Raw genomic sequence first — 25,739 nt, forward strand, 5'->3', positions numbered from 1 at the left:
ATGAAAAAAACTCTGCCAAATTTTCTTGGCAGAGTCATTTTGGGCTATTTTTGATCCTTTTCAAGCTCTCGTAAAACGTGAGGAAGCTCTGGAATGATGAGTTTTGTCATGGCTAAACGAACAGCTCCAGTAGAGCCTGGTGTGGCAAAGACAGCTTTTTGATTGACGACCCCAGCCGCGGCGCGGGATAAGATAGCGGCTGAACCAATGTCTTCTGTATAGCTCAGCATGCGGAAGATTTCGCCGAAGCCAGGCAGCTCCTTCGAGAAAAGCGGGGTGATCGCTTCAATGGTGACATCTCTTGCGGCAATTCCTGTGCCCCCGTTTAACAAGACGGCATCTATTTTTGGTTCGCCTGTTCCCTCTAGCACAGCGTCTTGGATCGCCCCAATGTCATCTTTTACAATATCGTATGCAAGAATGAGATGTCCCTGTTCTTTAAGCAAATCAATCATCAGACGGCCGCTTTTATCTGTTTCTTTCGTTCTTGTATCGCTGACCGTAATGACTTTCACATAAAGCCTCGCTTTCGCCTCACGTTTATGTTCTGTCACACTCATTTTTCGCACCGCTCCCTTTTGCTTCGTATTGGACAACATTATAGCATGCTGCTTTTAACAGAAAAAAGCTCTTTTCCTAATTGGAAAAGAGCTTCTTCATTTTCATTATGCTAAGCGCATAACGTCTCTTGCAATCATGACTTCTTCGTTCGTTGGAATAACGATCACTTTTACAGGAGAGTGCGGGTAGCTAATGAATGCTTCTTCGCCTCTCATGTTGTTAAGAGAAGGATCCCAGTAAACGCCCATGAATTCTAGACCACGAAGAACACGTGCTCTAACTTCTGAACTGTTTTCACCGATTCCAGCTGTAAAGATGATCGCATCTACGCCATTCATTCTCGCTGCATAAGAACCGATGTATTTATGAATACGGCTTGCAAAAATATCAAGAGCTACTTCTGCACGGTCGTTTCCTTCTTCTGTTGCTTCTTCGATATCACGAAGATCACTTGATAGACCAGACACACCTAAAAGACCACTCTTCTTATTCAAAGTAGAAAGTACTTCTTCAGCTGTATGTCCTGTTTTCTCCATAATAAATGGAATAAGGGCAGGGTCAATGTTACCTGAACGTGTACCCATCGCAACACCCGCTAGTGGTGTGAAGCCCATTGACGTATCGATTGATCTTCCGCCTTCAACTGCTGCAATACTCGCACCATTTCCAAGGTGACAAGAGATCAAACGAAGCTCTTCAAGAGGACGGCCTAATAGCTCTGATGCACGCTCTGTTACAAACTTATGGCTTGTCCCGTGGAATCCGTATTTACGAATACCAAAGTTTTTGTAGTAGTCATACGGAAGGCTATATAGGTAAGACTGCTCTGGCATTGTTTGGTGGAAAGCTGTATCGAACACAGCAATCGCTGGTACGTCAGGCAGAATTTGTTTGAATGCTTTGATTCCTACAACGTTTGCAGGGTTGTGCAGTGGTGCTAGCTCTGAAAGCTGATCAATGTCATTAATGACTTCATCAGTTAAAAGAACAGAGTCGCTGAATTTCTCTCCGCCGTGAACAACACGGTGTCCTACCCCATCAATTTCATTAAAGTCTTTGATGATGTTAAATTCGATTAGTTTTCCAAGTAGCATTTTAACCGCTACTGCATGATCTGGAATATCTGTGACTTCTGTTTTCTTTTCTCCATCTACAGAAATCGTGAAGATACTGTTGTCCATTCCGATTCTTTCAACAAGACCTTTTGTTAAAACGGTTTCTTCTGGCATGTCGAACAATTGGAATTTAAGAGATGAGCTTCCTGCGTTGATTGCAATAATTTTAGACATTCTTGTCGCTCCTTTTACTCAGTTGTTATATAAGGTTTCACGTTTTTTCCGGTGCTATATTCAACCTGTATGACGGGTCTTTTATAGTTTAACGATAAGTCCGAAAAATATCTGACTTTTTCATTTAAACATTGAAAACTTTGCATTTCAAGTGCACCTTTGAAATGTTACCGCTTACATCGATAAGTCGTTATTTTCTGAATAATAAAATAGCCAGATATCACTCTGGCTATTCTTTCGTTTCTTTTTCTTCTATAAACCATTGGTCTAATTTTCTCATTACACCCACCATTGATTCTTTTTGTGAGAAAGACGGCAAATTGGCAAATAGCATCCGTTTTGGTGCTTCCAGCCCTTCCTTTTTCTTTTGCATCACAAACAAGCTTTTGGCGTGCTTTTTGTCTTTGAACATGGAGACCGGCAGCTGAATTAATGCATTCATATATGCATGCTCTTTAATAAAGTCCTTTAATTGCACGCTTTCTTTTCCTTCAAACAAATCGTTTGGAATGATGAAGAATAAGAAGCCGCCTTCTTTTGTATAACGAAGGCTTTGTTCAATAAATAAATAATGCGCAAAGGCATGTCCTTCCTTTGCCTTAAGTTCATAATCTGCTGCACGCTCATCATTTGGATAATAACCAACTGGCAGACTGCATACAGTGACATCTACTGGAGAAATCAAAAGCGGCTCAAGGCTGTCTTGATGGAAAAGCTCGACTTCCTTCTCTTCCAAGTTCGCCTGTGCCCATGCAATTTTGATGAGTACATCGTCAATTTCAGACGCAAAGCCGCGCTTAGTTTCTGCAGTCAGATTATTTAAGACTGCAAGCAGTAAGTTCCCTGTTCCCGCTGCTGGATCAAAGACAACTAGTTCTTTTTGACCTTCTAAAAATTTATTCACCAAATAGCTGACAAACAGCCCGATCGTATCTGGGGTCATCTGACGATTTGGATGAGAAATATCCTTTTGTCCTTTCAATACGGCGAGCTGAAACGCTTTACGAATCTGCTCATGATCATAAGAGGCAAAATCTGCTTTCTCTATTACATTTTTTAATAAACCGTCTCGATCATTAGCTTGGAAAAAGGCTTCTCCCGCTTCAGCCAATGCTTCAATATAGGAAATGTTTTGTTCCTTTTTTAATCGAATAGAAGCTGTATCGAGCAGCTCAAAAATCGTACTTACTTGATCTTTCTGCAATGCTTTTCTCTCCTCGCTTTGTTAAAAGCTATATGTTCTCATTGAAAAGAGCCCCAGTATGAAGCCGGAGCTCTTGTCGATGCTGCTTTTATAACAGTGATTTTGCAGCGTCAATGGCTTTTTCATAATTTGGGTGATTCGTTGCTTCGCTTACGTATTCAGTGTAAACCACTTTCCCATTAGGGTCTAATACGAAAACTGCACGCGCCAATAAACGCAATTCTTTCATATAAACACCGAATGCTTCACCAAATGACATATCTCTGTGATCAGATAATGTTTCGACATTTTCAATTCCGTTTGCTCCGCACCAGCGTGCTTGTGCAAATGGAAGGTCTGCACTAATTGTATAGATATTGACCGGACCTAAACCGGCTGCCTCTTCATTGAAACGTCTTGTTTGTGCGTCACACACACCTGTATCAATAGAAGGAATCACTGAGATGATCGTCACTTTTCCTGTTAAATCAGAAAGTGAAACTTCCCCTAGTGAGTTCGTTAATACCGTGAAATCTGGAGCCTGCTCGCCTACTTTTACTTCATTTCCTACAAGCGTGACAGAACTCCCTTTAAATGTGATCGATGCCAAAACAATTCCTCCCTTATCAAATGTATGGTTCTATCATAGTAGAGAAAGCAAAAAACTGCAAAGCCTAATCGTCGCTTTTGAAAAAAAAGTTAACTGCAGCGCAGCTAACTTTTTAAAGGTCTATGTCATCTAGTTTTCGTTCTTTATGACGGTTCTCCCGTTCATCCTTCTTAAACATGTGCTGAAGACGTTCAATTGCTTGAGGAGCAGAATCCAATATTTTATCAAGCAGATGTGTATGTTCGTCCAAATGAAGCATTCGAACGCCGTTTGTTCCGACAATTAAGAAAGCGATTGGTGTAATAGACACACCTCCGCCGCTTCCTCCGCCAAATGGGAGTCTTGGTTCTTTTCGTTCTTGATCATCAGAACGTTTTTCTTTCTTTTGGTTCCCGTTAAATTCACTGCCGCCGGCTGCAAATCCAAAACCAACCTTCGATACAGTGAGGATGACACTGCCGTCAGGGGTTTCGACTGGATCGCCGATGATTGTATTCACATCTATCATTTCTTTTAAGTTTTCCATCGCTGTCTTCATCAGACCTTGGATTGGATGATCTGCCATTTTCGGGTTCCTCCTTAAACAGATGATTCATTCTTCGTTGCTTGAAGAGAGGCACTTTTTCTCGCCTTTCTTCCTTTTAACCAATGGACAAGTAAACGAATGGCTGCAAGCATAGCATGTCCAATACGAAAATAAGCTATACATGTAAACTGGGTCTGGGACACATTGTGCTGAAAGGCAGGAATGACTTCATATACCGGTTTATGCTTAAAGGTGAGATGTTCCTGCATAAAGGCAAGCAGTGCTCCTTTCACTGACCATACCCCGCCAGCTGCTACACCTGTTAAAGCGGCGTCATGAAAGCCAATCCATGTTGACCAGTGAAACGATACAATTCTCATGTGAATGAAGAATTTACGTATGATCCGGTTCAAATCGACGATCTCTTTTGTGATGCGCTCCATTTGATGAAGGATTTGCTTCATATCACGTTTTCCCACTTTTTTATGTATGGATTCTTTTTCGTGACTAGGGGTTTTGGCGCTCGCCATCTTCTTTTCTCGTATATCGATCGTTTGATCTTCTGGATTGATCCTCACCATCGGAATGTCTTTTTTGAGTCTGATGATTCCATATAAGGTGATGATCTTCAGCGCAAGGTGGTCATTGTCATTTGCATGTGAATAATCCAGTGAAATGGTCACTTTCATGAAGATCAATAAGATCCCAAGGAACAAAAAAGCTGCGATCCAAATGTAAAGCACTGTGCTCACTTCCTCCATAACAAATGATGCTTCCTCTACGATTATGGCTCTCATTCTGGATTTTATACCCAATCACAAAAAAAGAGTTTGACCGGTACCCGGCCAAACTCCTCTGATTATACGTTTGCTTCTGTTTTTTCATATAAGTGTTCATGGACGACCACCGTATCAGCAAAGTAATCATGAACCCCTTGCTTTTTCGGTGTGAACCCAACAATAGCATAGAGAACAAAAAGTGTATTAATGTAGCGTCCCACAATTTCTCTAAAGAAAATGACATCCCATGCGAGTTTCTTCTCAGGTTGAAGTGAGACCACTTTGATCCCAAACACCATTTTCCCAAGTGTTTGTCGAAAGATTTTCGTCATGATGGCGAAATAAAGCAGGAATACAATCGTCGTTGTGACGGAAAATGGAGAAAACCATCCTCCTCCTTTGGACCAGCCGAACAGACTAAAGATTGGAGAAACCGTCAAATGGTTGACACCCCAGACGACGAGCCAATCAAGAATAAACGCCCAAAACCTAATCCAAAAACCTGCAAACGCCTGTGCTTCAATCACTGCACGTTTCGCAAGAGCTGGATTCGATTCTTCTTGGTTGCGGCTTTCGGTTACTTCATCGAATGTAGAATCCATCTATGATCCCTCCTTTATTTTGAATAGAGATACATCGGTTTAGACCCATTTGAGCCAGCCAGTGTTTCTTTTAGATTGAGAAAATCAATTTCACTTTTAAAGAGTTTGCTTGCGCTCATATTGAAGAGAGAGTTCCAGCCAAAACTTTGAGAATAGCTGATCACTGTCGCTCCTTTTAACCCTTTTTCATTTTTCTTCATTGCTTTGATTGCATCTTCATAATATCCAAGCTCATCGACTAATCCATTCGATTTCGCTTGTGTTCCGTCATAGACACGGCCGTCAGCAATTTTCTTCACATCTTGTTTTGACATGCCACGTCCTTCCGAGATCACTTTGACAAATCCTTCATACGAGTTATCGACCATGCTTTGCATAATGTCGCGCTCATCTTTCGTCATATCACGATTTGGTGACATGATGTCTTTGAATTTTCCGCTTTTAATTGTTTCGTATTTAATACCTAGATTATCTGCCAGCTTTGAATAGTTCAAGCTTTGCATGATTACACCTAAAGATCCTGTTAATGTTTCAGGTGAAGCAAAGATTTTCTTGGCTGGAGTTGATACGTAATAACCGCCAGACGCTGCCATAGATCCCATAGAGACGTAAATCGGCTTCTTCGCTTTTTTCACTTCTTCTAATTTTTTATGTATTTCTGCACTTTCATAGACACCGCCGCCTGGAGAGTTGACGCGCAGCAGGATGCCTTTTACTGAAGCATCATCTTTCGCTTTTTCTAGTTCCTTCAGAAATGCACGATGATCATAACCTTCTCCGCCTAATAGACTTGATGCGCCGCCATTATCTTGAATGGTTCCATTAATCTCAAGAACCGCAATTTTTCCAGCACCGCTTCCATCCTCTAGTACCTTCTCTTCTATTTCATCCCCAAATTGATAGCTCATTTTATTGTCATTGAAGCTTTCATACAAAGCCGTCGTGACACTAATCACAATTGAAAATCCGAAAACTCCAAGTGCAATGATTAACGCTACCCATCTTTTCGCATTCATCTTTTTCTCCTCCTTTTTGTCTCTCTTCTTGATACGAATATTCACATGAAATGTTTCACAGGAATTGTGGTTTTTTTACATTTCATTTCATCATATGATAGCACCACTCTTAATTCACGATCAACTTTACATCGTCTGCCAAGTGATACCCATGACGAAAAATTGGCTTTTTTCACCTCTCTCTGCATCTAATAGGCTAGAGCTTCATCACAACGAAACACCTAAACCACCCTTTCATGAGAAAACAGCTATTCAATTATGCTCAAATTCTGCCCTTTTCAAATCCCTTACATTGACTCATTTCTAAAAATGAATGCCACCATCATGAAGGTTTTTCTAATGTTTTTACTTTCATATGAAAAAAGTGTAAAATGTGAGCAAGGCTTCATATGTAAGCCCTTTATTATTCTAAATCTATTTTTGACAACGAAGGGGAGAACGTCAATGACAGACAATCGTCGCAATGTATTTTTCTTTTACAAAAAAGATCATGAATTGGATGAACACATTTCTTCTCTGGAGAAGCTCGCTACCGATCAAGGCTTTCAAGTCGTCAAGCGTGCAGAGGATGCCCATATTATTGCTTCAATTGGCGGAGATGGCACATTTCTTCAAGCAGTCCGCAAAACGAACTTCCGGGATGACTGTTTATATGTAGGGGTATCAAAAACAGAGAATTCGCATCTATACTGCGATTTTTCATTAGAACATTTTGACAAAATGATTGATGCCATGAACACTGAACAGATTGAAGTGAGAAAATATCCGATCATTGATGTAAGCGTTGACAGTACCAACCAGTTCCATTGCTTAAATGAACTGTCGATCCGCTCAAGCATTATTAAAACATTTGTGATCGATGTGTATATAGATGATTTCCACTTTGAAACATTTAGAGGAGACGGAATGATTATTTCTACTCCGACTGGCTCAACAGCCTACAATAAATCGGTAAACGGTGCCGTGGTTGATCCGATGCTCCCTTGTATGCAAGTTACAGAGCTTGCATCGCTAAACAACAACTCGTACCGTACACTCGGGGCGCCTTTCATCTTAAGCAGTGATCGTAAGCTAACGCTGAAAGTTGTGCAAGACGGGAACGACCATCCGATTATCGGGCTTGATAACGAAGCGCTTGGCACAAAACACGTCAAACAAATCGACATTGGTCTTTCAGGAAAAGTCATTAAAACAGTGAAATTAAAAGACAACTCCTACTGGGAAAAAGTCAAACGCAGATTCCTTTAATCAAAAAGCTCCTTTATGGGGCTTTTTTTCATGTCTTTTCATTCATGGTCATGATTATGGTATGATGTCACAAGTATGAATGTACGAAAAGGAGAACACGATGACATTACAACAATTTGATCAATATCCATTAAGCGATGAATTAAAACAAGCGCTAAAAGCACTTCACTTCCATACACCTACACCTGTTCAGCATGAGACATTATCCGTTGCTTTTTCAAAGCAGGATCTAATCGTCAAATCTCAGACTGGTAGCGGCAAGACAGCAGCCTATGGCCTGCCGATTTGTGAAATGGTTGATTGGGCTGAAAATAAACCTCAAGCCCTCATCCTCGTTCCAACGCGAGAACTCGCCATGCAGGTCAAACAGGACCTTACAAGCCTTGGACGATTGAAACGAATCAAAGCCGCAGCTATTTTTGGAAAAGCCCCTTTTCAAGCCCAAAAAGTAGAACTTGCACAAAAAAACCACATTGTATGCGGAACACCAGGACGAGTCTTGGATCACCTTGAGAAAGGTACTCTTTCCTTAGAAAACCTTAAATTTTTCGTGTTAGATGAAGCGGATGAAATGCTGAACATGGGCTTTATTGATCAAGTCTCTTCTATTATTCAGTATCTGCCGCCAAAGCGCATGTCAATGCTGTTTTCAGCGACCATGTCTGATGAGATGAAGAAATTAAGTGAACAGTTTCTACAATCACCAAAAGTGATTGAAATTGCGCGTGCGGAAACGTCTGTGCCACAAATCACCCACACCGTGATTGAAACGGAAGAAGAAGCGAAATTCTCTCTTCTTCAACGTACGATCGTGATTGAAAATCCAGATAGCTGCATTATTTTCTGTAATACACAGGACCGAGTGAACGAACTCACAATGAAGCTCGATGAGTGGGATGTGCCTTGTGACAAAATTCATGGAGGTATGAGACAGGAAGACCGCTTCGCTGTCATGGATGAATTCAAAAACGGTGAGTTCCGTTATTTGATCGCAACCGATATAGCAGCCCGGGGTATTGATGTCAGTGATATGACACATGTGATTCATTATGACCTCCCCTATGAAAAAGAGCGCTATATTCACCGAACAGGAAGAACAGGCAGAGCGGGAAAAAGCGGGAAAACCATTGCGTTTATGACGAGAAATGCAAAGCCTCTGATTAATGAATTAAAAGAGGAAGCAGGTATTGATTTCAAGACGCAGCCATATCCAACAAAGGAAGACGCAGAGCAGCATGTCGAACGCTTTGAAGAAAAGATTGAAACGCCGATTCAAAAGGAAAATAAACAGGCAGGCGTTGAAAAAGATATAATGAAGCTTTATTTTAACGGCGGGAAGAAAAAGAAGCTGCGGGCTATTGATTTCGTTGGGACCATTGCCAAAATAGACGGCGTTGCCTTTGATGACATTGGAATTATTACCATCCAAGATACGAAAACATACGTCGATATTCTAAACGGCAAAGGCCCTCTAGTGCTGAACGCCATGCGCCACACAACCATTAAAGGCAAGCAGTTAAAAGTTCACGAAGCACGTTCATAAAAAGTGAAGGCCAAGCGCCTTTACTTTTTTATTTAAAATAAATAAGCTTACAACCCTTGAAGCATCAGCCTTTCCTGCGCCCAACATGACAAATGTCATATTGAATACATGATGGGTGCTACTATGAGCATGACACCTTTCCTTCTATACTTTGAAGTAGAAAGAAACGGAAAGGACTTGAACGTTCATGACGACTTCAACAAACACACAGCAGCAAGCCACTTTAAGAAAACAAGTTGGCCAATTCTCTGGTGCTAATTCGAAAAAAAGTATCATTCAACTCTTTAATACATTCATTCCATTTTTGGGGCTTTGGTTTCTTGCCTATTATAGCCTGAACATCTCCTACCTTTTAACCCTCTTCTTTGCGGTTATTGCAGCTGGTTTTTTAGTACGTGTCTTTATTATTTTTCACGACTGCTGCCATCAATCCTTTTTTAAACAGAAGCCGCTAAATCACCTGTTCGGTTTTTTAACGGGCGTACTCACCCTTTTCCCTTATCTTCAATGGCAACGAGATCATTCAATTCACCATGCCACAAGCAGTAATTTAGACAAACGAGGTACTGGCGACATTTGGCTCCTAACAGTCAAAGAATATCAAGAAGCATCAGCATGGACGAAATTTCGCTACAGATTTTATCGTAATCCTTTTGTGATGTTTATTTTAGGACCGATCTTTGTCTTTCTCTTAAAAAACCGTTTCAATGTCAAAAATGCTCGTAAAAAAGAGCGTTGGAACACGTATTTCACAAACGTGAGCATCATTGCGCTAGCAGCTGTAACGTGTCTTCTTTTTGGCTGGCAGGAGTTCCTACTTGTCCAAGGTCCCATCTTCCTGATCTCAGGGTCAATTGGTGTATGGCTATTTTATGTACAGCATACGTTTGAGGATTCTTACTTTGAAGCAGATGAACATTGGAATTATGTGCAGGCAGCTGTAGAAGGCAGTTCTTTTTACAAATTGCCAAAGCTTCTTCAATGGTTAACAGGCAATATCGGTTATCACCATGTCCATCATTTAAGTCCGAGGGTGCCGAATTATCACTTGGAGCATGCACATGATCATAGTGAGCCGCTTCAAAATGTTCCAACCATCACTTTAAAAACAAGTATTGAATCAATGAAATTTAGACTTTGGGATGAAGAAACGAAAGCATTCGTTACCTTTAAAGAAGCACGGCAATCTAAGAAGATGCCCGCACCTGTCATTAAAGGAGACATTCTAAAGAAAAATGCATAATTGGTGCAAGCTCTTTCTTACACTAGAAGGAGCTTGTTGTCATTTACAGGATGCAACCATAAGTTGAATTTGATAAAGTAAGGAAAAAGAGCGAAAACGGAAAAGGTGGCAAACGGATGAAAAAACAGTTTAAAATTCAAAAATTGCATGGGATTTCTCCCTATATATGGGCCATTTTTTTCATCCTGCCCTTCTATTTTATCTTAAAGACGCCTACGACTTTAGGTATTGTCATTGGCATTATTTTGAACGTGGTTTTTTTCGGAGTGTATCGTTTTGCCTTTGTCGCAAAAGGCTGGTCTTTATATGTCTTCGGTCTTTTATTGATTGCGATTTCAACTGGCTATGTGATGCTCTACAGCTACATTTACTTCGCTTTTTGCATCGCCTATTTCAATGGGCACATTAAAAGAAAAGTCCCTTTTTATATTTTATACTATATTCATCTAGGGAGCGCCGCCGTAGCCGTGAACTTTAGCTTGATTTTAAAAAAGGGCTGGTTTCTCACACAAATTCCTTTTGTTGTGATCACACTTATTAGTGCCATTCTCCTCCCTCTCAGCATTCGAAGCCGAAAAGAACGTGAACGCCTTGAAGAGAAATTAGAAAATGCCAATGAACGGATCGCCGATCTTGTAAAGCTTGAAGAAAGGCAGCGCATCGCACGTGATCTGCATGACACCCTTGGACAAAAGCTTTCTCTTATCGGTTTAAAAAGTGATCTTGCCCGCAAACTCATCTATAAAGATCCTGAGCAGGCTCGTGCTGAGCTGAAAAGCGTCCAGCAGACCGCCAGAACATCTCTCAATGAAGTTCGGAAGATTGTTTCCTCTATGAAGGGCATACGCATCAAGGATGAAATGTCGAACATTGAGCAAATTCTCGAAGCAGCCGGAATTGAATTGATCTATGATGAAAAGGAAGCGCCAAAACACATCTCTCTTCTTAACGAAAACATTGTTAGCATGTGCATCAAAGAGGCTGTGACAAATGTCGTCAAACATAGTGATGCGACCGTCTGCAAAATCACGATTCATCAAAAATCAAAGGAAGCTATTATCACTGTCGAGGATGATGGGACATTTAAAGGCGATTATCCCCCCTCTCAAACGAAGGGTCACGGTCTTTTAGGCATTAGAGAAAGATTGGAATTTGCAAATGGACGCCTGCGTATTGAGACAAAGGACGGGACAAAGCTGATCATGAGTATTCCAAATGATTCAGCAGCAAAAGACAAGGAGGGGATGAAATGATCAACATCTTTATCGCAGAAGATCAGCAAATGCTGCTCGGTGCGCTCGGTTCACTTCTTGATTTAGAAGACGATATGACGGTTGTTGGAAAAGGTACAAACGGTCAGGATGCCATCGATTTTGCAAAAAAGCACCCTGTTGATATTTGCTTAATGGATATTGAAATGCCTGGAAAAACGGGACTTGATGCAGCAGAAGAGCTTAAAGGAACAGATGTGAAAATCATCATTTTAACGACCTTTGCCCGCTCTGGCTATTTCCAAAGGGCGCTCAAAGCTGGCGTCAGCGGCTATATGCTGAAAGATAGTCCAAGTGAAGATCTGGCAAGTGCCATTCGCAGTGTGATGAAAGGGAAAAAGGTGTACGCCCCTGAATTAATGGAAGACTTATATAGTGACGAAAATCCTTTAACAGAACGAGAGAAATCAGTCCTTGAGCTCGTCGCAGACGGCAAAAACACAAAAGAAATTGCGAAAGAACTCAGCATAAAAAGCGGCACTGTCCGAAACTACATTTCGATTATTTTAGATAAGCTAGAAGTGAAAAACCGCATTGAAGCCATTACACGCTCAAAAGAAAAAGGCTGGTTTAAATAAGAAAAAAGATCAGGACACATGCTGCCTTGATCTTTTTTTCTGCCAATAATCTCCCCTTCTATTTTTTATCACCAACGATCAAAATATAATTGACAACTGACGGCACTTCTATGATATGATACCCAAGTGATAATAATTATCATTATCACTCATGCAATCAAATACCCGGCCAATGTGCCGATTTCAAAGGAGTCTACATTCATGAAGAAAATATTGTTCCCTCTGATGCTCATCTTTGTACTTGCATTGAGCGCATGTGGCAATAGCAGCAGCTCTTCCTCAAATAAAGGAAATCAATCAACAGCATCAGATAAGATTACATATGAATCTGAAAATGGCCCTGTGAAGCTGCCAGCGCATCCAAAACGTGTCGTTGTACTTGGCTCTTACACTGGTAATGTCATGTCACTTGGTGTGAACCTGGTCGGCGTCGACTCTTGGTCAAAAAAGAACCCTCGCTTCCAAAAGGAACTAAAAAATGTGGAAGAAGTATCAGATGCCAATGTCGAAAAAATCATGAAGCTTAAGCCTGATGTCATCATTGGCTTAAGCAATACAAAAAATGTAGAAAAACTCAAAAAAATCGCACCAACTGTTTTGTTTACGTATAACAAAGTCGATTACCTTCAGCAGCATATTGAAATTGGAAAAGTATTAAACAAAGAAAAAGAAGCCAAAGCATGGGTAAAAGATTTTAAAGAACGCGCAGCTGAAGCTGGAAAAGAAATTAAAGCCAAAATCGGTAAAGATGCAACGGTTTCTGTCTTTGAAAGCGGCACAAAAGATCTTTACGTGTTTGGAGATGCTTGGGGCCGTGGCACAGAAATCCTCTACCAAGCAATGAAACTAAAAATGCCTGAAAAAGTGAAAGAAAAGGCATTAAAAGCGGGCTACTATGCCGTTTCACAGGAAGTCATTCCTGAATTTGCTGGAGACTATATGATCATTAGTAAAAACAGCGAAATGGACAATTCCTATCAAAACAGTGAAATTTACAAGTCCATCCCAGCTGTGAAAAAACATCGTGTGTATGTGGCAAATGCAGAAGAATTCTATTTTAATGATCCACTCACACTCGAGTACCAACTATCATTCTTTAAAAAGCACTTTTTAGGTAAATAAACTGAAGCAAGGGAGCCCTTCCCTTGCTTTTTTCTTGTCTGCTTCTAGCGGCAGCGCCTTTTTTCCGCTACAATTACATACAAGCGAATACAAAAAGTGTGGTGCTGGTTTTGTTTAAAATTCTACTGATTGAGGACGATACAACCCTCTTCCAAGAAATCAAAGAACGTCTAGTGAACTGGTCCTATGATGTTTATGGGATTCACGATTTTCAACAGGTGATGCAGGAATTTACTTCTGTTCAGCCTGATCTCGTCATTATTGATATACAGCTTCCAAAATACGATGGTTTTCACTGGTGCCGGATGATTCGGCATCATTCAAATGTACCGATCATCTTCCTCTCCTCTCGTGACCATCCTGCTGATATGGTCATGTCAATGCAGCTCGGTGCCGATGATTTTGTACAAAAGCCGTTTCACTTTGACGTGCTCATTGCCAAAGTCAGTGCCGTTCTTCGCAGAGTACATGATTATAATGCAGAACCTGCCAGCTTAAAGGTATGGTGCGGCGCTACGATTGATCTAGAAAAAAACACCGTCACAAATGATCACGGTGAAGTGGAATTAACGAAAAATGAACTGTTTATTCTCAAGGAATTGATTCAGCATAAAAATCATATTGTCAGCCGGGAATCGCTCATTCAAGCATTGTGGGAGGATGAACGGTTTGTCAGTGACAATACACTTACTGTGAACGTCAATCGCCTTAGAAAAAAACTAGATGAGATCTCTCTTGGTACCTACATTGAGACAAAAGTGGGACAAGGCTATCTTGCAAAAGAAAAGGATGATCAATGATGCTGCAAGCATTTTTAAAAGAACGAAGAAGCTGGATTCTGTTCTTTCTTAGTTTGCAGCTCCTCATTCTGTTTGTTGCTTTTTTGGATACGACCATTCCAATGGCGTCTCTTTTTTATATTGTGTTATTATCTACGTTTTTCATGATCGTCTTTCTCTTTTTTCGATACCGTAAAGAAACGGCGTATTATGAGCGTCTGAAAGAATGGGATGATCATATTGACCATCAAATGCGGCTCACGCCATCTTCCCCATTTGAACGGCTTGTACATGATGCGACTTCTGAGCAAATTGCCCGCTACCGGAAAATGGCGGCAGAACAACAAATCGCCCTTGAAGAAGAGAAAGATGAATTGCTCTCATGGATACATGAAGTGAAAACACCTCTCACAGCGATGCACTTGATGATTGACCGCTTAACAGAGCAGCCGCTGAAATCAAATATGACATACGAATGGCTCAGAATCCATTTATTACTCGACGCCCAGCTGCACAGAAGCAGAATACGTCATATCGAAAATGATTTATTTATTGAACAGCTGGATCTGCAAAGCATCCTAGCAAAGGAAATCAAAGCACTCCAATCATGGTGCATGCAAAAAGGAATCGGGTTTGAACTCACACTAGAAGCACGTCACGTATTAAGTGATGCAAAATGGTTATCCTTTATGATCAGACAGGTGCTCACAAATGCAGTTAAGTACAGTCATTCGTCTGATATTGCCATTGAAAGCAAGCACATCAATGACCAAGTGATGCTGACGATCACAGATCAAGGCAGAGGAATAGACCCAAGAGATCTGTCTCGTATTTTTGAAAAAGGCTTTACCTCAACGAGACACCACAATGACACCGCCTCAACAGGAATGGGGCTTTATTTAACGAAAAAAGGAGCAGACGCTCTTCATATCAAGATTGAGGTCAACTCCATGATAGATCAAGGCACAACCTTCACCTTCATCTTTCCGAAAAAAAATGATTTTGTGCATATTGCGAGCATGTGACAACAATGTCACATGCTCGTCTGTTTTGTTCGCCAAATCGAAGGAAGTGCGGCGGGCTTCTTTTTATACTAGAGATATCAATTAAATAGAAAAGGGGATCAACAAATGAACATTTTAGAAGCTCGCAAGATATATAAAAGCTACGGAAATAAATTCAACAAACAAGAGGTGCTGAGTGGCATTGACTTGACGATTGAAGCTGGAGAATTCGTCAGCATCATGGGTCCATCAGGCTCAGGGAAAACAACCCTTCTGAACGTATTGTCCTCTATTGATCATGTGTCCAGCGGATCCATTCGTATCGCAGATGTTGAGATGACACAAATGAAGGATCAGCAGCTAGCAGAATTCAGAAAAAAGCAGCTTGGCTTTGTTTTTCAGGATTATAACTTACTTGATACACTCACGGTCAAAGAGAACATCCTCTTGCCATTATCTATCTCCAAAACGCCGAAGAAAGAAGCTTTCGAACGTTTTCAACAGCTTGCGGAGGACATGGGCATCTATGAACTAAGAGACAAATATCCGAATGAACTCTCTGGTGGACAAAAGCAGCGGACATCAGCAGTTCGTGCCTTCATTCATGAACCGAGTCTTATTTTCGCGGATGAACCTACCGGAGCGCTTGATTCTAAATCTGCCTCTGATTTACTCAATAAGCTACAAGATTTCAATCGCAAACGAAAAGCGACCATTGTCATGGTGACACATGATCCTGTCGCAGCCAGCTATTCAAGACGCGTCATTTTTATCAAGGATGGCCAAATCTATACTCAGTTGAATAAAGGGGCTTTAGAGAGAAAGATGTTTTTCGAGGATATTATGAAAACGCAAGGTGTTTTAGGCGGTGTGAAGCATGAACATTAATCAGCTCATCCTCCGTAACTTGAAGAAAAATTTGAAGAATTACTATTTATATGTGTTTGCTCTTGTGTTTAGTGTGGCGCTCTACTTTTCTTTTGTCACCTTGCAGTACTCACCAGCACTTGATGATGTAAAAGGGTCCATTAAGGGTGGTGCATCGATCAAAGCCGCTTCGGTCCTACTCATTGCCATTGTTGGGATCTTCTTGTTATATGCGAACAGCATTTTTATTAAACGAAGAGGGAGAGAAATAGGTCTCCTGCAGCTCATTGGCATGACGAAACAAAAAATTGCCAAACTGCTCAATGCAGAAAACTTTATCCTATACGTGTTCTCAATGGCTGTTGGTATCATAGCTGGTTTTATCGGTTCAAAGCTCATGCTGATGGTGCTATTTAAAGTAACCGGGGTGAACGCCATCGCCAACCTACATTTTTCAGGCATGGCCCTTTTGCAGACACTGATCGTCTTTTTCATCATCTATGGATTGATTATGTTAAGAAATCGATGGTTTATTAATAGACAGACGATTTTATCTTTGTTTAGAACCACGTCTTCTACAGAGCAGCGTGTGAAAAAAATCTCTGTGTTTGAAATCATCATTGGGGTTCTCGGTATTGTCTTGATCAGTTCAGGCTATTATATTTCCTCTAAGCTTTTGACCGGCTCATATACGTCCTTGTTTGCGTTATTATTAGCGATGATTTATATTCTAGCCTCTGTCATTATCGGTACCTTTCTTTTCTATAAAGGCTCTGTTTCGTTCATTGCCAATATCGTACGTAAACGAAAAAATGGCTATCTCGCCATTCATGAAGTCCTGTCTCTGTCATCTATTATGTTCCGGTTAAAATCAAACGCACTTCTTTTAACGATTATTACAACGGTATCTGCACTGGCTATCGGGTTGTTATCTTTAAGCTACATTTCCTATTACTCAGCAGAAAAAACCGCTGAACAACAGATCCCATCACATTTCGTCATGGGCTCAGAGAAAGAAGCCAATACCTTCACTCGTGCACTTTCTGACAAACAAATTGCGTATGATCTAAAGCAGGTCAAAGTGATTCTAGCAAAATTTGATGCAAAAAAACTCATGGATATGGATTCAGAGTTAAAAAATATGAATAATGAACCAGGCATATTGACACTGCCTGTCATTAGTGAGAAAAACGCACCAAATATCCATGTGGAGAACAACGAAGTGATTTTAAGCGGCTACAGTGATCTATTAAAGAAATTCATGCCGATTAAAAGCTCAGGCGATGTGAAGCTTCTCATCAAGAAACCGCTCGATTTGAAAGTTTTGGATTTAAAAAAAGATTATCTCATTTCTTACAACTTCACTTCTGGGGGTCTGCCTGTTGCCGTCGTGAGTCAAGATGTTTTTGAGCAGCTTGACCAACAGAAGGATCCTAAGCTACAGCTTGATAAAAGCCAATATATAGCAGTCAACATAAAAGATCATAAAAATCTTGAACAAGCAAATAGTGTGTTTACCTCTTTAAAACTAGGTGACAACAGTATGTCTCAATTGGCTTCAGATCATCAGCAAAAGCAAACAATAGGACTGATGATGTTTGTCGTCGGATTTTTAGGTCTCAGCTTCCTTGTCACATCAGGCTGTATTTTATACTTCAAGCAGATGAATGAAAGTGAAGAAGAACAAAGCTCATACACGATCTTGCGTAAGCTTGGTTTTACTGAGAAGGATCTATTAAAAGGCATTCGTCTCAAACAGCTATTTAACTTTGGGATTCCGCTCATTGTCGGATTGCTGCACAGCTACTTTGCAGTACAGTCAGGCTGGTTTTTATTCGGCGGTGAACTGTGGACACCAATGCTCATCGTCATGTCGATTTATACGGTGTTATATTCTATCTTTGGATTCCTATCTGTCCAATATTATAAAAAGGTCATTAAAGAATCCTTGTAATCTCATCCCCATAGGCAGCTGCCTATGGGGATTGTTTGTTTATGATGGCGTTGATTCAAACTTGTGCGATAGAATATGATCTCTTGCCGCATAAGCTTTTCGTTTGACCTCTTCTAGATTCACACCGACAAGCTTTCCGTTTCGTTTCACTGCTTTTCCAGCCACATAAACAGAGTCAACATTTGAAGGATGTGCCGTTTGGACAACCGCTCCAGCCGGATCTGTCATCGGCAGAAGATTCATGCTTGTCCGGTCGATTAGGATGAAATCAGCTTCTTTTCCAGGTGTGAGCGAGCCAATTTTATGATCAAGCTGTAATGCACGAGCCCCATTGATCGTCGCAGCTTCAAGCATTTGTTGAGCAGAAATTCCAAGTTCAGGCCCCGGCATGATTCCCTCCATGAGCAATGATTGATTTTGGAGCGCGCGCTCTGCCTGAAGCCCGAACTTCATTTGAGCAAATAAATCTCCGCCTGTTGCCGTGACCACGTCTACACCTAGCGTTGGAAGAACACCTTGTTCAATCGCAAGTCCTGTCACTGGATAACCGTGACCCATCATCATTTCAATTTCAGGTGTAATGGATATGGAGCTTCCGCTGTCTGCCAGCATCTTCATTTGATCTGCATCGATTGCATTGATATGCACCATGTTAAGGTCAGGCCCAAGTAACCCTGCTTTGTGAAGCCGCTCAATCGAACGATCCTCTGCTCCCCAGTTCCCAAAGCCAATATGCATACTGCATAGAGCATCTAGCGACCGGGCTGTTTCGATTTCAAATACTGAAGTTTCCCATGAAGAAAATTCTGGCCCACGAATCGCAAGCCCCATTGTCAAAAGCTGATCTGATGATTGAAAATGCGCTTTTTTCACGCGTGCTGCATCATCCATATTGGTGAGCGTGCTCTCCCTATCCCAATACTCAGCATCTCCAGAGGCACCGAAAGCAAAAACAGCTCGAATACCAGCATCCTTTAATCCTCCAATGAGCTCTTCTGTATGATCCATTGAATTGATCATCGTCCAGTCTAAAAACGTGGTCACTCCTGCATCTAAAGCCTCTAAAGCCCCTAAATAATTCGCGATCCGATCATCGGATGGGCGTCTCATCGCACCATAGTTCCCATAATAGATTTTGCTCAAATATGTCTGTAAAGACCAATCTGTGCCTATGCCTCTGATGACTGACTGCCACACATGACGATGTGTATCCACTAGCCCTGGCATGATCACCATATCGGACGCATCGACAATGTCAGCATCATTTGCTTCAATGAAAGATCCGACCTCTAAAATCTGTGTCCCTTCAATTAATAAATCTCCTTTTTCTAAAAAACCAATAGTTGGATCAAGTGTTAAAATCGCCGCGTCTTTAAACAATGTTTTCTTCATCCATATCCCCCTTTTCAAATGACGAGGAAGAGTTCTCCCACCCTCACTGTCATTTTAGAACATAAAAGGATCAAATTAGAAGAAAAGTGACTCACTAATTGGTTTATTTGCTGATATTTCTAAAATAGTTGTAGATTCGTTTTAATTTGACGTCATGTTTTCCTTTTGGGCTTTCCATCATGCCGAACTCAAAGAACTTCACAGGTTTGATTCCGACATATTGTAAGAGGGCTCGTTTCATTAACATCTTGTGTGCATTTCGCAAAAAGAACAAAGGGTAGTTGGTTGGCCCTTGCATCGTCGATACACAAACAGCACTTTTTCCTTTTAACAGTCCTTCTGGAAGCAGCCCGCCTGTTTGACGATAAGCAAAATTCGCAGCAAACATGCGGTCAATAAAGCCAAGCAGCATGGCTGGAGGTCTTCCCCACCAAATAGGATATACAAACACGATTTTGTCCGCCCATTTGATCTTCTCCTGATACACCCGAATGTCAGGGTCCTTATGCATGTCACGTCTTTTTTTCTCTTGATTAAAAACCAGCACAGGATCAAATTCTTCTTTGTATAAATCGATGATTTTCACTTCATGAACTAGTGGATTTTCTTCACTACCTTTCATGATTTCTTTTAAAAAAGCACCATTTAAACTATTGTGATGGGGGTGAGTATAAATAATAAGTACATTCATGTATGATCTCCTTTTATTATCATTTGATAACTAAATGATATACCTCCATTAAATAGTTGTCAAATGATAATTGTTTTTCGATAATAATTTTGGTATGTTACGTAGGAGGTGATAAACATGAAACATTCCCATTTCTTCAAGGAATTCGTCGCATTTGCTTCTACTTTTTCAGAGCTGAAGCACGCCCTGATGAACAAAGTCAAACCAGCTAACCTAACAACCTTACAATACTTAATACTAGAGCAACTAGCTGTCAGCGAGCCACTTACGCCAAGTGAAATTGCCGACTGTCAGCACATGTCTCTTCCGAATGTCAGTAGAGAACTAAAAAAACTGCACGAGAAACAATTCATTGATAGAGAAGAAGACCGTGATGACAAACGAAAACATGTCATTATGCTTTCTAACAAAGGCCGTGCCTGTATGAACGAAGCCTTCCAGCAAATCGAAAGAATGCTAATAGACAGCCTATCTTCTTCGGATATAGAACAAATGGATGAGATCGTACAAGCTTTCCGCCTATTAAATCAAACGATTTTCAAAAAAGGACCTAAATAAAAAAGCATGAGCGTATCGCTCATACAAAGGATTTTATATTTTATTAATCAAGAGATGCTAAAAGATACGTAATGAGACCAACAATGGGAATGATCGGGATCATGAATTTCAATGTGGTACTTGTATTCTTATATAAATTCCATAGCAACACTGGTATACCAAATGTCAACGTATCAAAAACAGCAAGAACTACTCCCTTGCGCTGTTCTTTATGAGCCATTCTAAAAACCCCTATTAGACATTTAAATAACTTCTTAACAAAAAACCATTAATTGTAATGTAGCATATATCCTATGTCTTATCATTTCCTCTAGGCAATTGAATGTGATCTTCCTATTGAGATCATACTGACACTGGCTAAATAGCCTTTTCAATACACAAAAAAGCGCTGGATGCTTTCATCCAAACGCTTTTCGTTTATTCATCAAGATCCTTTTCGTGCAAGCTCTCTTTCTCTCAGCTCTACACGACGGATTTTCGCTGACGGTGTTTTTGGCAGTTCGTCAATGAATTCAATTTCTCTTGGGTATTTGTAAGGTGCTGTTGTGTTTTTCACATGTGTTTGCAGCTCTTTGATTAGCTCATCACTTTGTGCTGATTCATCACGCAGGACAACATATGCCTTCACGATGGATCCTCTGATTTCATCTGGACTCGCCACAACCGCACATTCTTTCACTGCTGGATGTTTAATGAGCGCATCTTCTACTTCAAACGGCCCAATGGTATAGCCTGAGCTGACGATGATATCATCTCTGCGGCTTTCAAACCAGAAGTAGCCATCTTCATCTTTTTTCGCACGGTCACCGGTAATAAAGTAATTCCCGCGGCGCTGCGCCTTTGTACGCTCTTCATCTTTGTAGTATTCCTTAAATAAAGCCGGCGTTTCGAGATGAACCGCAATGTCACCCACTTCTCCAGGAGCACATACGCTGCCGTCCTCATCAATGATCTCGACTTCGTTGCCAGGTGTTGGTTTTCCCATACTGCCAGGCTTGATGTCCATTCCTTTTAGCACCCCTACGAGCAGTGTGCTTTCTGTTTGGCCATAGCCGTCTCGTACTTCTATATCGAAATGCTTTTTGAATGTATCAATGACTTCACGGTTAAGCGGCTCTCCCGCAGACACGGCACTATGTAGCTTTGGAAGCTCGTACTGACTTAAGTCATCTACTTTCGCCATAAATCGGTATTCTGTCGGCGTACAGCATAGGACATTGATTTCATTTTTTTGAAGCAGTTCTAAATACGTATTTGGATTGAATTTCCCTCCGTATACAAAGCCTTCTGCCCCGCTTCCTAACACAGATAAAAGAGGGCTCCACACCCATTTTTGCCAGCCTGGTCCTGCTGTCGCCCAAACTTTATCCCCTTCATTAATGGAGAGCCATGCTTTGGCAGCGGTGCGTAAATGTGCATATGCCCAGCCATGTGTATGAACAACCCCTTTTGGGTTGCCTGTTGTACCAGATGTATAGGATAAGAATGCCATATCAGTGCGTGTTGTTGGAGCCATTTGCAGCTCGCTTGATTGCTCTTCCTTTTGCGCGAGAATGTTTGTCCAACCATGATCGTTTTCACCGATTGAGAATGTTTTAAAATCGTTTGGCTGATTGGTTCCGTCGAACGATTGAATGAATGAAGAGTAAACGATCGCTCCCTTTGCTTCTGCATGTTCAATTCGGTAATCTAAATCTTTTGCACGCAGCATTTCTGAACAAGGAATGACGACCATTCCTGTTTTCAAGATCGCTAAATAAATGCTGTATGCCTCTAACATGCGCGGCACCATCACAATGATTTTATCGCCTTTTTTAAATCCTGCATTTAATAATACATGACCAATTTTATTTGCTTCTTCCACTAAAACTGCATATGTCACATGTGCTTCGTGGTCATTTCCATCCTGCCAGTGCAGGGCCATTTTCTCCTTGTCATGACTGAACGCTTCAATCTCACTGACTAAGTTATATTGTTCTGGTGCAATTAAGTCTTCTCTTTTCATGGTACAGCTCCTTTTAGCCTCTTTCTATGAAACGAAACATGTTTCAATTTACCTATTCTAACATTCATAACTGAAAAATGCTCGAATTAGGACCTACTCCTAGTATTATGCCATAATTTTTTCAATCCGTCTCCTTTTTTGTAAATATTCAAACTATTTTTATGTACAAAAGAAAAGAGCGGGAATGATCCCGCTCCTAAGCCATAGCTTTTTAATTGTGTGTCTTAGAAAGATCCGCCACCCATATGTTGTTGAGCGTAAGATACAAGACGCTTAGTGATTTCTCCACCAACTGATCCGTTAGCGCGAGCTGTTGTTTCTGCACCAAGGTTTACACCGAATTCAGAAGCGATTTCGTACTTCATTTGGTCGATTGCTTGTGCAGCGCCTGGTACTAGTAATTGGTTAGAACTGCTTTGTCTGTTTTGTTGAGCCATGTGTTCTCACCTCCTTGTGAATATAGAATGTGTAGAAACACATGACTTCATGCGATTGATTTTATGGTAATTATTATGAAATTTTTATTTTAGAATAAATCAGCGAATTCGTCTGCCGCTTTCTTCTCATTTTTGACGATAATCGTTTCAATTTGCTCCACTGCCTCATCGAGCATTGGTTCAAAATCAGCAAAGCTTTCGTAGCGTTCTACTTTCTCAAGCTTTGGTTTTGTTTTAGGAGACGGCGGCGTAAAGATCGTGCAGCAGTCCTCGAAAGGCTGAATGCTTGTCTCGTAAGTGCCAATTCGTCTCGCTTCATCAATAATGTCATTCTTATCAACCGCAATAAGCGGGCGAATGATTGGTGTATTGGTCACATGGTTAATGGCATACATGCTTTCAAGTGTTTGACTTGCGACTTGTCCAAGGCTTTCACCAGTAATAATTGCAAGAGCGTCGCGCTTCTCTCTTATTTTATCTGCAATTTTCAGCATCATTCTTCTTGTTGATGTCATCGTATAGTTTTCAGGTACTTGTTTATGAATCAGCTCTTGAATTTTTGTAAAAGGGACGATGTGAAGTTTTATTTCGCCTCCATATGCAGCTAAGCATTCTGTCAGATCAATGACCTTTTGCTTGGCACGTTCACTTGTATATGGGGGACTAAAGAAATGGACAGCCTCAATTTGAATACCGCGTTTCATCGCTTGATAGCCGGCAACTGGGCTGTCAAAGCCGCCTGAAAGCATGAGCATCGCTCTTCCGCTTGAACCAACCGGCAATCCGCCTGCACCTTTGACATCTTTAAATGTAATATATGTCGCATGTTCTCTTATTTCAATACGCAAATGCACATCCGGCTGTTTGACATTGACCGTTACATTTTCTGTATTCCTCAGCACATGTCCACCAATTTCACGGTTCATTTCATTTGAATCAAGTTCAAATTGCTTATAAGACCGTTTCGTTGAGACTTTAAATGTATTTCCTTGTTCATACACTTCCTGTACCGCTGTGAGTGCCGCTTCTTTGATGGCATCGAGGTTTGTCTCACATTTCACTGCCAGACTAAAGCTTTGAATGCCAAATACACCTTTAAGCTGTTCTGAAATCGGTTCAGGGTCTTCTCCGTTCAGCATAATCGTAATGCGGTCTCTATCAGATGCGTACTTTAATGCTTCAAAGTCTTTCAATACAAACCGGATATGCTGCCTTAGTTTTTCAATAAACTTCTTTCTATTTTTTCCTTTTGTTGAAATTTCACCAAAACGGACTAAAATATGATCATATTTCATGTTGTTATCTCATTCCTTTTAATTTTTTCACACTTTGTGCGATCGATGTGATGATTTGCGGCGCGAGCTCTGGTCCTTGTCCATACGTCAAACTGATTCTCATACTGCTTTTTGCCGCTTCTTCCGATTTCCCCATCGCTAGGAGAACTTGGCTTGGCTCCTTTTTCTTAGCTGAGCAAGCAGAGGTTGTCGAGACATATATGCCTTCTTTTTCGAGCATATGGAGAAGGACCTCGATTTGAATACCTGGTACTGAAAAATTCACAATATGCGGCGCACTTTGCGTTAGCGGTGTGTTGATGACAATACCTTCTATTTCTCCAAGCTGCTTTTGTAGCTGCGTTTTTAAGTTGAGCATTTCATCATGATGTTTTTTTTGCTGCTCGAATGATTGTTTCATGGCTTTTGCTAGGCTGACAGCACCAGCAGGGTTTTCTGTACCTGAGCGGAGGCCTAGTTCCTGCTCTCCTCCTGTGATAAAAGGGGCAAGCACTATACCTTTCTTTAAAAAGAGCGCTCCTGTGCCTTTTAAGCCATGAATTTTGTGGCCTGATATCGTCAAAAGATCCACATCCAGCTGTTTATCAAGTGCTACTCTGCACATTCCCTGAACCCCATCGACATGAAAAAGGGCATTTTCAGCATGCTCACGAATCATGCCAGCAGCATCTTCAATCGGCTGGATGGCACCCGTTTCGTTATTGACGTGCATCATGCTGACAAGAACTGTATCAGGACGAAGCACTTCTTTTAAGTGATTCATATCTGCATGACCATGTTCATTTACTTGAATATAGGAAATATCAAAGCCAAATAAAGACTTCAGCTGTTCAAACGATTCGATAACGGAGGGATGTTCAATTGCTGTTGTCACAATATGTTTCCCTCGGTTCATTTTGGCGAGAGCTGCTCCTTTAATGGCAATGTTATTTGCTTCTGTTGCACCAGAAGTAAAAATAATCTCATATTGTTTCAATCCTGTATAGTGAAGCATTTGTTTTCTCGTTTCATTTAGCAGCCTGCTTGCATCAATTCCGAGCTGATGAAGCGATGATGGATTCCCAAAAAAACGTTCACTCACTTGCTGATATACTTGTAAAACCTCTGGGTACGGTTTTGTGGTTGCACTATTATCAAGATACATCATGGCGAAACTCCTCATCCTCTTACATTTAAACTAATTATC

The 25,739-nt window shown here is 40.9% G+C and carries 26 protein-coding genes; 11 read left to right on the forward strand and 15 right to left on the reverse strand.

Annotated features, from left to right (window positions below; all coding sequences use genetic code 11):
* Positions 1-44 precede the first annotated feature (44 nt).
* The 8 genes from MHI35_RS13110 to sppA form a co-directional block, all read right to left on the reverse strand.
* Positions 45-560: a MogA/MoaB family molybdenum cofactor biosynthesis protein gene (locus tag MHI35_RS13110; RefSeq protein WP_144520958.1), complete on the reverse strand. Its 516-nt coding sequence runs from the start codon at positions 558-560 to the stop codon at positions 45-47.
* 105 nt (positions 561-665) lie between these two features.
* Complete coding sequence (locus tag MHI35_RS13115) at positions 666-1,850, reverse strand: acetate kinase (protein ID WP_111911278.1); 1,185 nt, start codon at positions 1,848-1,850, stop codon at positions 666-668.
* Between the two features lie 229 nt (positions 1,851-2,079).
* On the reverse strand, positions 2,080-3,054 hold the full coding sequence (locus tag MHI35_RS13120; RefSeq protein WP_144520960.1) for a class I SAM-dependent methyltransferase: 975 nt from the start codon (positions 3,052-3,054) through the stop codon (positions 2,080-2,082).
* Positions 3,055-3,142: 88 nt separating this feature from the next.
* The gene (gene tpx, locus MHI35_RS13125) at positions 3,143-3,643 is read right to left on the reverse strand and encodes a thiol peroxidase (RefSeq protein ID WP_144486956.1); all 501 of its coding nucleotides are present in this window, start codon (positions 3,641-3,643) and stop codon (positions 3,143-3,145) included.
* Positions 3,644-3,755: 112 nt separating this feature from the next.
* Positions 3,756-4,208, reverse strand: a complete 453-nt coding sequence (gene ytfJ, locus MHI35_RS13130) for a GerW family sporulation protein (protein ID WP_003216488.1) — start codon at positions 4,206-4,208, stop codon at positions 3,756-3,758.
* A gap of 14 nt (positions 4,209-4,222) precedes the next feature.
* A complete protein-coding gene (locus tag MHI35_RS13135) occupies positions 4,223-4,930 on the reverse strand; it encodes a DUF2953 domain-containing protein (protein WP_335348982.1) in 708 nt (235 codons plus the stop codon).
* A 98-nt stretch (positions 4,931-5,028) separates the two neighbouring features.
* Positions 5,029-5,550, reverse strand: a complete 522-nt coding sequence (locus tag MHI35_RS13140; protein ID WP_335348981.1) for an RDD family protein — start codon at positions 5,548-5,550, stop codon at positions 5,029-5,031.
* A gap of 14 nt (positions 5,551-5,564) precedes the next feature.
* Complete coding sequence (sppA, locus tag MHI35_RS13145) at positions 5,565-6,566, reverse strand: signal peptide peptidase SppA (RefSeq protein WP_335348980.1); 1,002 nt, start codon at positions 6,564-6,566, stop codon at positions 5,565-5,567.
* 444 nt (positions 6,567-7,010) lie between these two features.
* Here sppA and MHI35_RS13150 point away from each other — a divergent pair, with 444 nt between their 5' ends.
* The 10 genes from MHI35_RS13150 (at position 7,011) to MHI35_RS13195 (ending at position 18,175) form a co-directional block, all read left to right on the forward strand.
* Positions 7,011-7,814 carry an NAD kinase gene (locus tag MHI35_RS13150; RefSeq protein ID WP_144520966.1) on the forward strand — a complete coding sequence of 268 codons (804 nt, stop codon included), beginning with the start codon at positions 7,011-7,013 and terminating at the stop codon, positions 7,812-7,814.
* Positions 7,815-7,914: 100 nt separating this feature from the next.
* Positions 7,915-9,357: a DEAD/DEAH box helicase gene (locus MHI35_RS13155; RefSeq protein ID WP_144520967.1), complete on the forward strand. Its 1,443-nt coding sequence runs from the start codon at positions 7,915-7,917 to the stop codon at positions 9,355-9,357.
* Positions 9,358-9,544: 187 nt separating this feature from the next.
* Positions 9,545-10,600: a fatty acid desaturase gene (locus tag MHI35_RS13160; RefSeq protein ID WP_335348979.1), complete on the forward strand. Its 1,056-nt coding sequence runs from the start codon at positions 9,545-9,547 to the stop codon at positions 10,598-10,600.
* 116 nt (positions 10,601-10,716) lie between these two features.
* Entirely contained in the window at positions 10,717-11,853 is a 1,137-nt protein-coding gene (locus MHI35_RS13165) for a sensor histidine kinase (protein ID WP_211062882.1), read from the forward strand.
* Positions 11,850-12,449 (forward strand): response regulator transcription factor, encoded by a 600-nt coding sequence (locus MHI35_RS13170; RefSeq protein WP_003216398.1) that lies wholly within the window; start codon positions 11,850-11,852, stop codon positions 12,447-12,449. Before MHI35_RS13165 ends, MHI35_RS13170 begins: the two co-directional genes overlap by 4 nt.
* A 201-nt stretch (positions 12,450-12,650) precedes the next feature.
* Entirely contained in the window at positions 12,651-13,571 is a 921-nt protein-coding gene (locus tag MHI35_RS13175; protein ID WP_335348978.1) for an iron-hydroxamate ABC transporter substrate-binding protein, read from the forward strand.
* Positions 13,572-13,681: 110 nt separating this feature from the next.
* The gene (locus MHI35_RS13180; RefSeq protein WP_148660152.1) at positions 13,682-14,371 is read left to right on the forward strand and encodes a response regulator transcription factor; all 690 of its coding nucleotides are present in this window, start codon (positions 13,682-13,684) and stop codon (positions 14,369-14,371) included.
* On the forward strand, positions 14,371-15,375 hold the full coding sequence (locus MHI35_RS13185; RefSeq protein ID WP_335348977.1) for a sensor histidine kinase: 1,005 nt from the start codon (positions 14,371-14,373) through the stop codon (positions 15,373-15,375). The genes MHI35_RS13180 and MHI35_RS13185 overlap by 1 nt, the downstream gene beginning before the upstream one ends.
* A gap of 105 nt (positions 15,376-15,480) precedes the next feature.
* A complete protein-coding gene (locus MHI35_RS13190; RefSeq protein WP_003216695.1) occupies positions 15,481-16,242 on the forward strand; it encodes an ABC transporter ATP-binding protein in 762 nt (253 codons plus the stop codon).
* A complete protein-coding gene (locus MHI35_RS13195; RefSeq protein WP_335348976.1) occupies positions 16,232-18,175 on the forward strand; it encodes an ABC transporter permease in 1,944 nt (647 codons plus the stop codon). The genes MHI35_RS13190 and MHI35_RS13195 overlap by 11 nt, the downstream gene beginning before the upstream one ends.
* A 39-nt stretch (positions 18,176-18,214) precedes the next feature.
* On the opposite strand, the gene MHI35_RS13200 is transcribed toward MHI35_RS13195, so the two are convergent.
* Together MHI35_RS13200 and MHI35_RS13205 are read right to left on the reverse strand one after the other, a co-directional pair.
* Positions 18,215-19,567: an amidohydrolase family protein gene (locus MHI35_RS13200; RefSeq protein ID WP_335348975.1), complete on the reverse strand. Its 1,353-nt coding sequence runs from the start codon at positions 19,565-19,567 to the stop codon at positions 18,215-18,217.
* Between the two features lie 103 nt (positions 19,568-19,670).
* Complete coding sequence (locus MHI35_RS13205) at positions 19,671-20,258, reverse strand: NAD(P)H-dependent oxidoreductase (protein WP_335348974.1); 588 nt, start codon at positions 20,256-20,258, stop codon at positions 19,671-19,673.
* A 117-nt stretch (positions 20,259-20,375) separates the two neighbouring features.
* Here MHI35_RS13205 and MHI35_RS13210 point away from each other — a divergent pair, with 117 nt between their 5' ends.
* Positions 20,376-20,816, forward strand: a complete 441-nt coding sequence (locus MHI35_RS13210; protein WP_335348973.1) for a MarR family winged helix-turn-helix transcriptional regulator — start codon at positions 20,376-20,378, stop codon at positions 20,814-20,816.
* 43 nt (positions 20,817-20,859) lie between these two features.
* Here the strand turns inward: MHI35_RS13210 and MHI35_RS13215 are convergent, their stop codons facing one another.
* From MHI35_RS13215 to MHI35_RS13235, 5 genes are all read right to left on the reverse strand, one after another.
* The gene (locus MHI35_RS13215; protein WP_186325018.1) at positions 20,860-21,036 is read right to left on the reverse strand and encodes a hypothetical protein; all 177 of its coding nucleotides are present in this window, start codon (positions 21,034-21,036) and stop codon (positions 20,860-20,862) included.
* Positions 21,037-21,240: 204 nt separating this feature from the next.
* Positions 21,241-22,821: an acyl-CoA synthetase MbcS gene (gene mbcS / locus MHI35_RS13220; RefSeq protein WP_335348972.1), complete on the reverse strand. Its 1,581-nt coding sequence runs from the start codon at positions 22,819-22,821 to the stop codon at positions 21,241-21,243.
* Between the two features lie 224 nt (positions 22,822-23,045).
* Positions 23,046-23,258 (reverse strand): alpha/beta-type small acid-soluble spore protein, encoded by a 213-nt coding sequence (locus MHI35_RS13225; protein ID WP_012010896.1) that lies wholly within the window; start codon positions 23,256-23,258, stop codon positions 23,046-23,048.
* Between the two features lie 89 nt (positions 23,259-23,347).
* Complete coding sequence (gene thiI, locus MHI35_RS13230) at positions 23,348-24,553, reverse strand: tRNA uracil 4-sulfurtransferase ThiI (RefSeq protein WP_335348971.1); 1,206 nt, start codon at positions 24,551-24,553, stop codon at positions 23,348-23,350.
* 4 nt (positions 24,554-24,557) lie between these two features.
* Positions 24,558-25,700 (reverse strand): cysteine desulfurase family protein, encoded by a 1,143-nt coding sequence (locus MHI35_RS13235; protein WP_335348970.1) that lies wholly within the window; start codon positions 25,698-25,700, stop codon positions 24,558-24,560.
* Between the last annotated feature and the right edge of the window lie 39 nt (positions 25,701-25,739).

This window comes from Bacillus sp. FSL K6-3459, from assembly GCF_038003305.1.
GTDB classification, from domain to species: domain Bacteria; phylum Bacillota; class Bacilli; order Bacillales; family Bacillaceae; genus Bacillus; species Bacillus pumilus_O.

What these genes read in the sequence shown, in the direction of transcription:
- MHI35_RS13110 (WP_144520958.1), bottom strand. Translation starts at nt 560, where the DNA reads ATGAGTGTGACAGAACATAAACGTGAGGCGAAAGCGAGGCTTTATGTG.
- MHI35_RS13115 (WP_111911278.1), bottom strand. Translation starts at nt 1,850, where the DNA reads ATGTCTAAAATTATTGCAATCAACGCAGGAAGCTCATCTCTTAAATTC.
- ytfJ (WP_003216488.1), bottom strand. Translation starts at nt 4,208, where the DNA reads ATGGCAGATCATCCAATCCAAGGTCTGATGAAGACAGCGATGGAAAAC.
- MHI35_RS13135 (WP_335348982.1), bottom strand. Translation starts at nt 4,930, where the DNA reads ATGGAGGAAGTGAGCACAGTGCTTTACATTTGGATCGCAGCTTTTTTG.
- MHI35_RS13140 (WP_335348981.1), bottom strand. Translation starts at nt 5,550, where the DNA reads ATGGATTCTACATTCGATGAAGTAACCGAAAGCCGCAACCAAGAAGAA.
- sppA (WP_335348980.1), bottom strand. Translation starts at nt 6,566, where the DNA reads ATGAATGCGAAAAGATGGGTAGCGTTAATCATTGCACTTGGAGTTTTC.
- MHI35_RS13150 (WP_144520966.1), top strand. Translation starts at nt 7,011, where the DNA reads ATGACAGACAATCGTCGCAATGTATTTTTCTTTTACAAAAAAGATCAT.
- MHI35_RS13155 (WP_144520967.1), top strand. Translation starts at nt 7,915, where the DNA reads ATGACATTACAACAATTTGATCAATATCCATTAAGCGATGAATTAAAA.
- MHI35_RS13160 (WP_335348979.1), top strand. Translation starts at nt 9,545, where the DNA reads ATGACGACTTCAACAAACACACAGCAGCAAGCCACTTTAAGAAAACAA.
- MHI35_RS13165 (WP_211062882.1), top strand. Translation starts at nt 10,717, where the DNA reads ATGAAAAAACAGTTTAAAATTCAAAAATTGCATGGGATTTCTCCCTAT.
- MHI35_RS13170 (WP_003216398.1), top strand. Translation starts at nt 11,850, where the DNA reads ATGATCAACATCTTTATCGCAGAAGATCAGCAAATGCTGCTCGGTGCG.
- MHI35_RS13175 (WP_335348978.1), top strand. Translation starts at nt 12,651, where the DNA reads ATGAAGAAAATATTGTTCCCTCTGATGCTCATCTTTGTACTTGCATTG.
- MHI35_RS13185 (WP_335348977.1), top strand. Translation starts at nt 14,371, where the DNA reads ATGCTGCAAGCATTTTTAAAAGAACGAAGAAGCTGGATTCTGTTCTTT.
- MHI35_RS13190 (WP_003216695.1), top strand. Translation starts at nt 15,481, where the DNA reads ATGAACATTTTAGAAGCTCGCAAGATATATAAAAGCTACGGAAATAAA.
- MHI35_RS13195 (WP_335348976.1), top strand. Translation starts at nt 16,232, where the DNA reads ATGAACATTAATCAGCTCATCCTCCGTAACTTGAAGAAAAATTTGAAG.
- MHI35_RS13200 (WP_335348975.1), bottom strand. Translation starts at nt 19,567, where the DNA reads ATGAAGAAAACATTGTTTAAAGACGCGGCGATTTTAACACTTGATCCA.
- MHI35_RS13205 (WP_335348974.1), bottom strand. Translation starts at nt 20,258, where the DNA reads ATGAATGTACTTATTATTTATACTCACCCCCATCACAATAGTTTAAAT.
- MHI35_RS13210 (WP_335348973.1), top strand. Translation starts at nt 20,376, where the DNA reads ATGAAACATTCCCATTTCTTCAAGGAATTCGTCGCATTTGCTTCTACT.
- MHI35_RS13215 (WP_186325018.1), bottom strand. Translation starts at nt 21,036, where the DNA reads ATGGCTCATAAAGAACAGCGCAAGGGAGTAGTTCTTGCTGTTTTTGAT.
- mbcS (WP_335348972.1), bottom strand. Translation starts at nt 22,821, where the DNA reads ATGAAAAGAGAAGACTTAATTGCACCAGAACAATATAACTTAGTCAGT.
- MHI35_RS13225 (WP_012010896.1), bottom strand. Translation starts at nt 23,258, where the DNA reads ATGGCTCAACAAAACAGACAAAGCAGTTCTAACCAATTACTAGTACCA.
- thiI (WP_335348971.1), bottom strand. Translation starts at nt 24,553, where the DNA reads ATGAAATATGATCATATTTTAGTCCGTTTTGGTGAAATTTCAACAAAA.
- MHI35_RS13235 (WP_335348970.1), bottom strand. Translation starts at nt 25,700, where the DNA reads ATGATGTATCTTGATAATAGTGCAACCACAAAACCGTACCCAGAGGTT.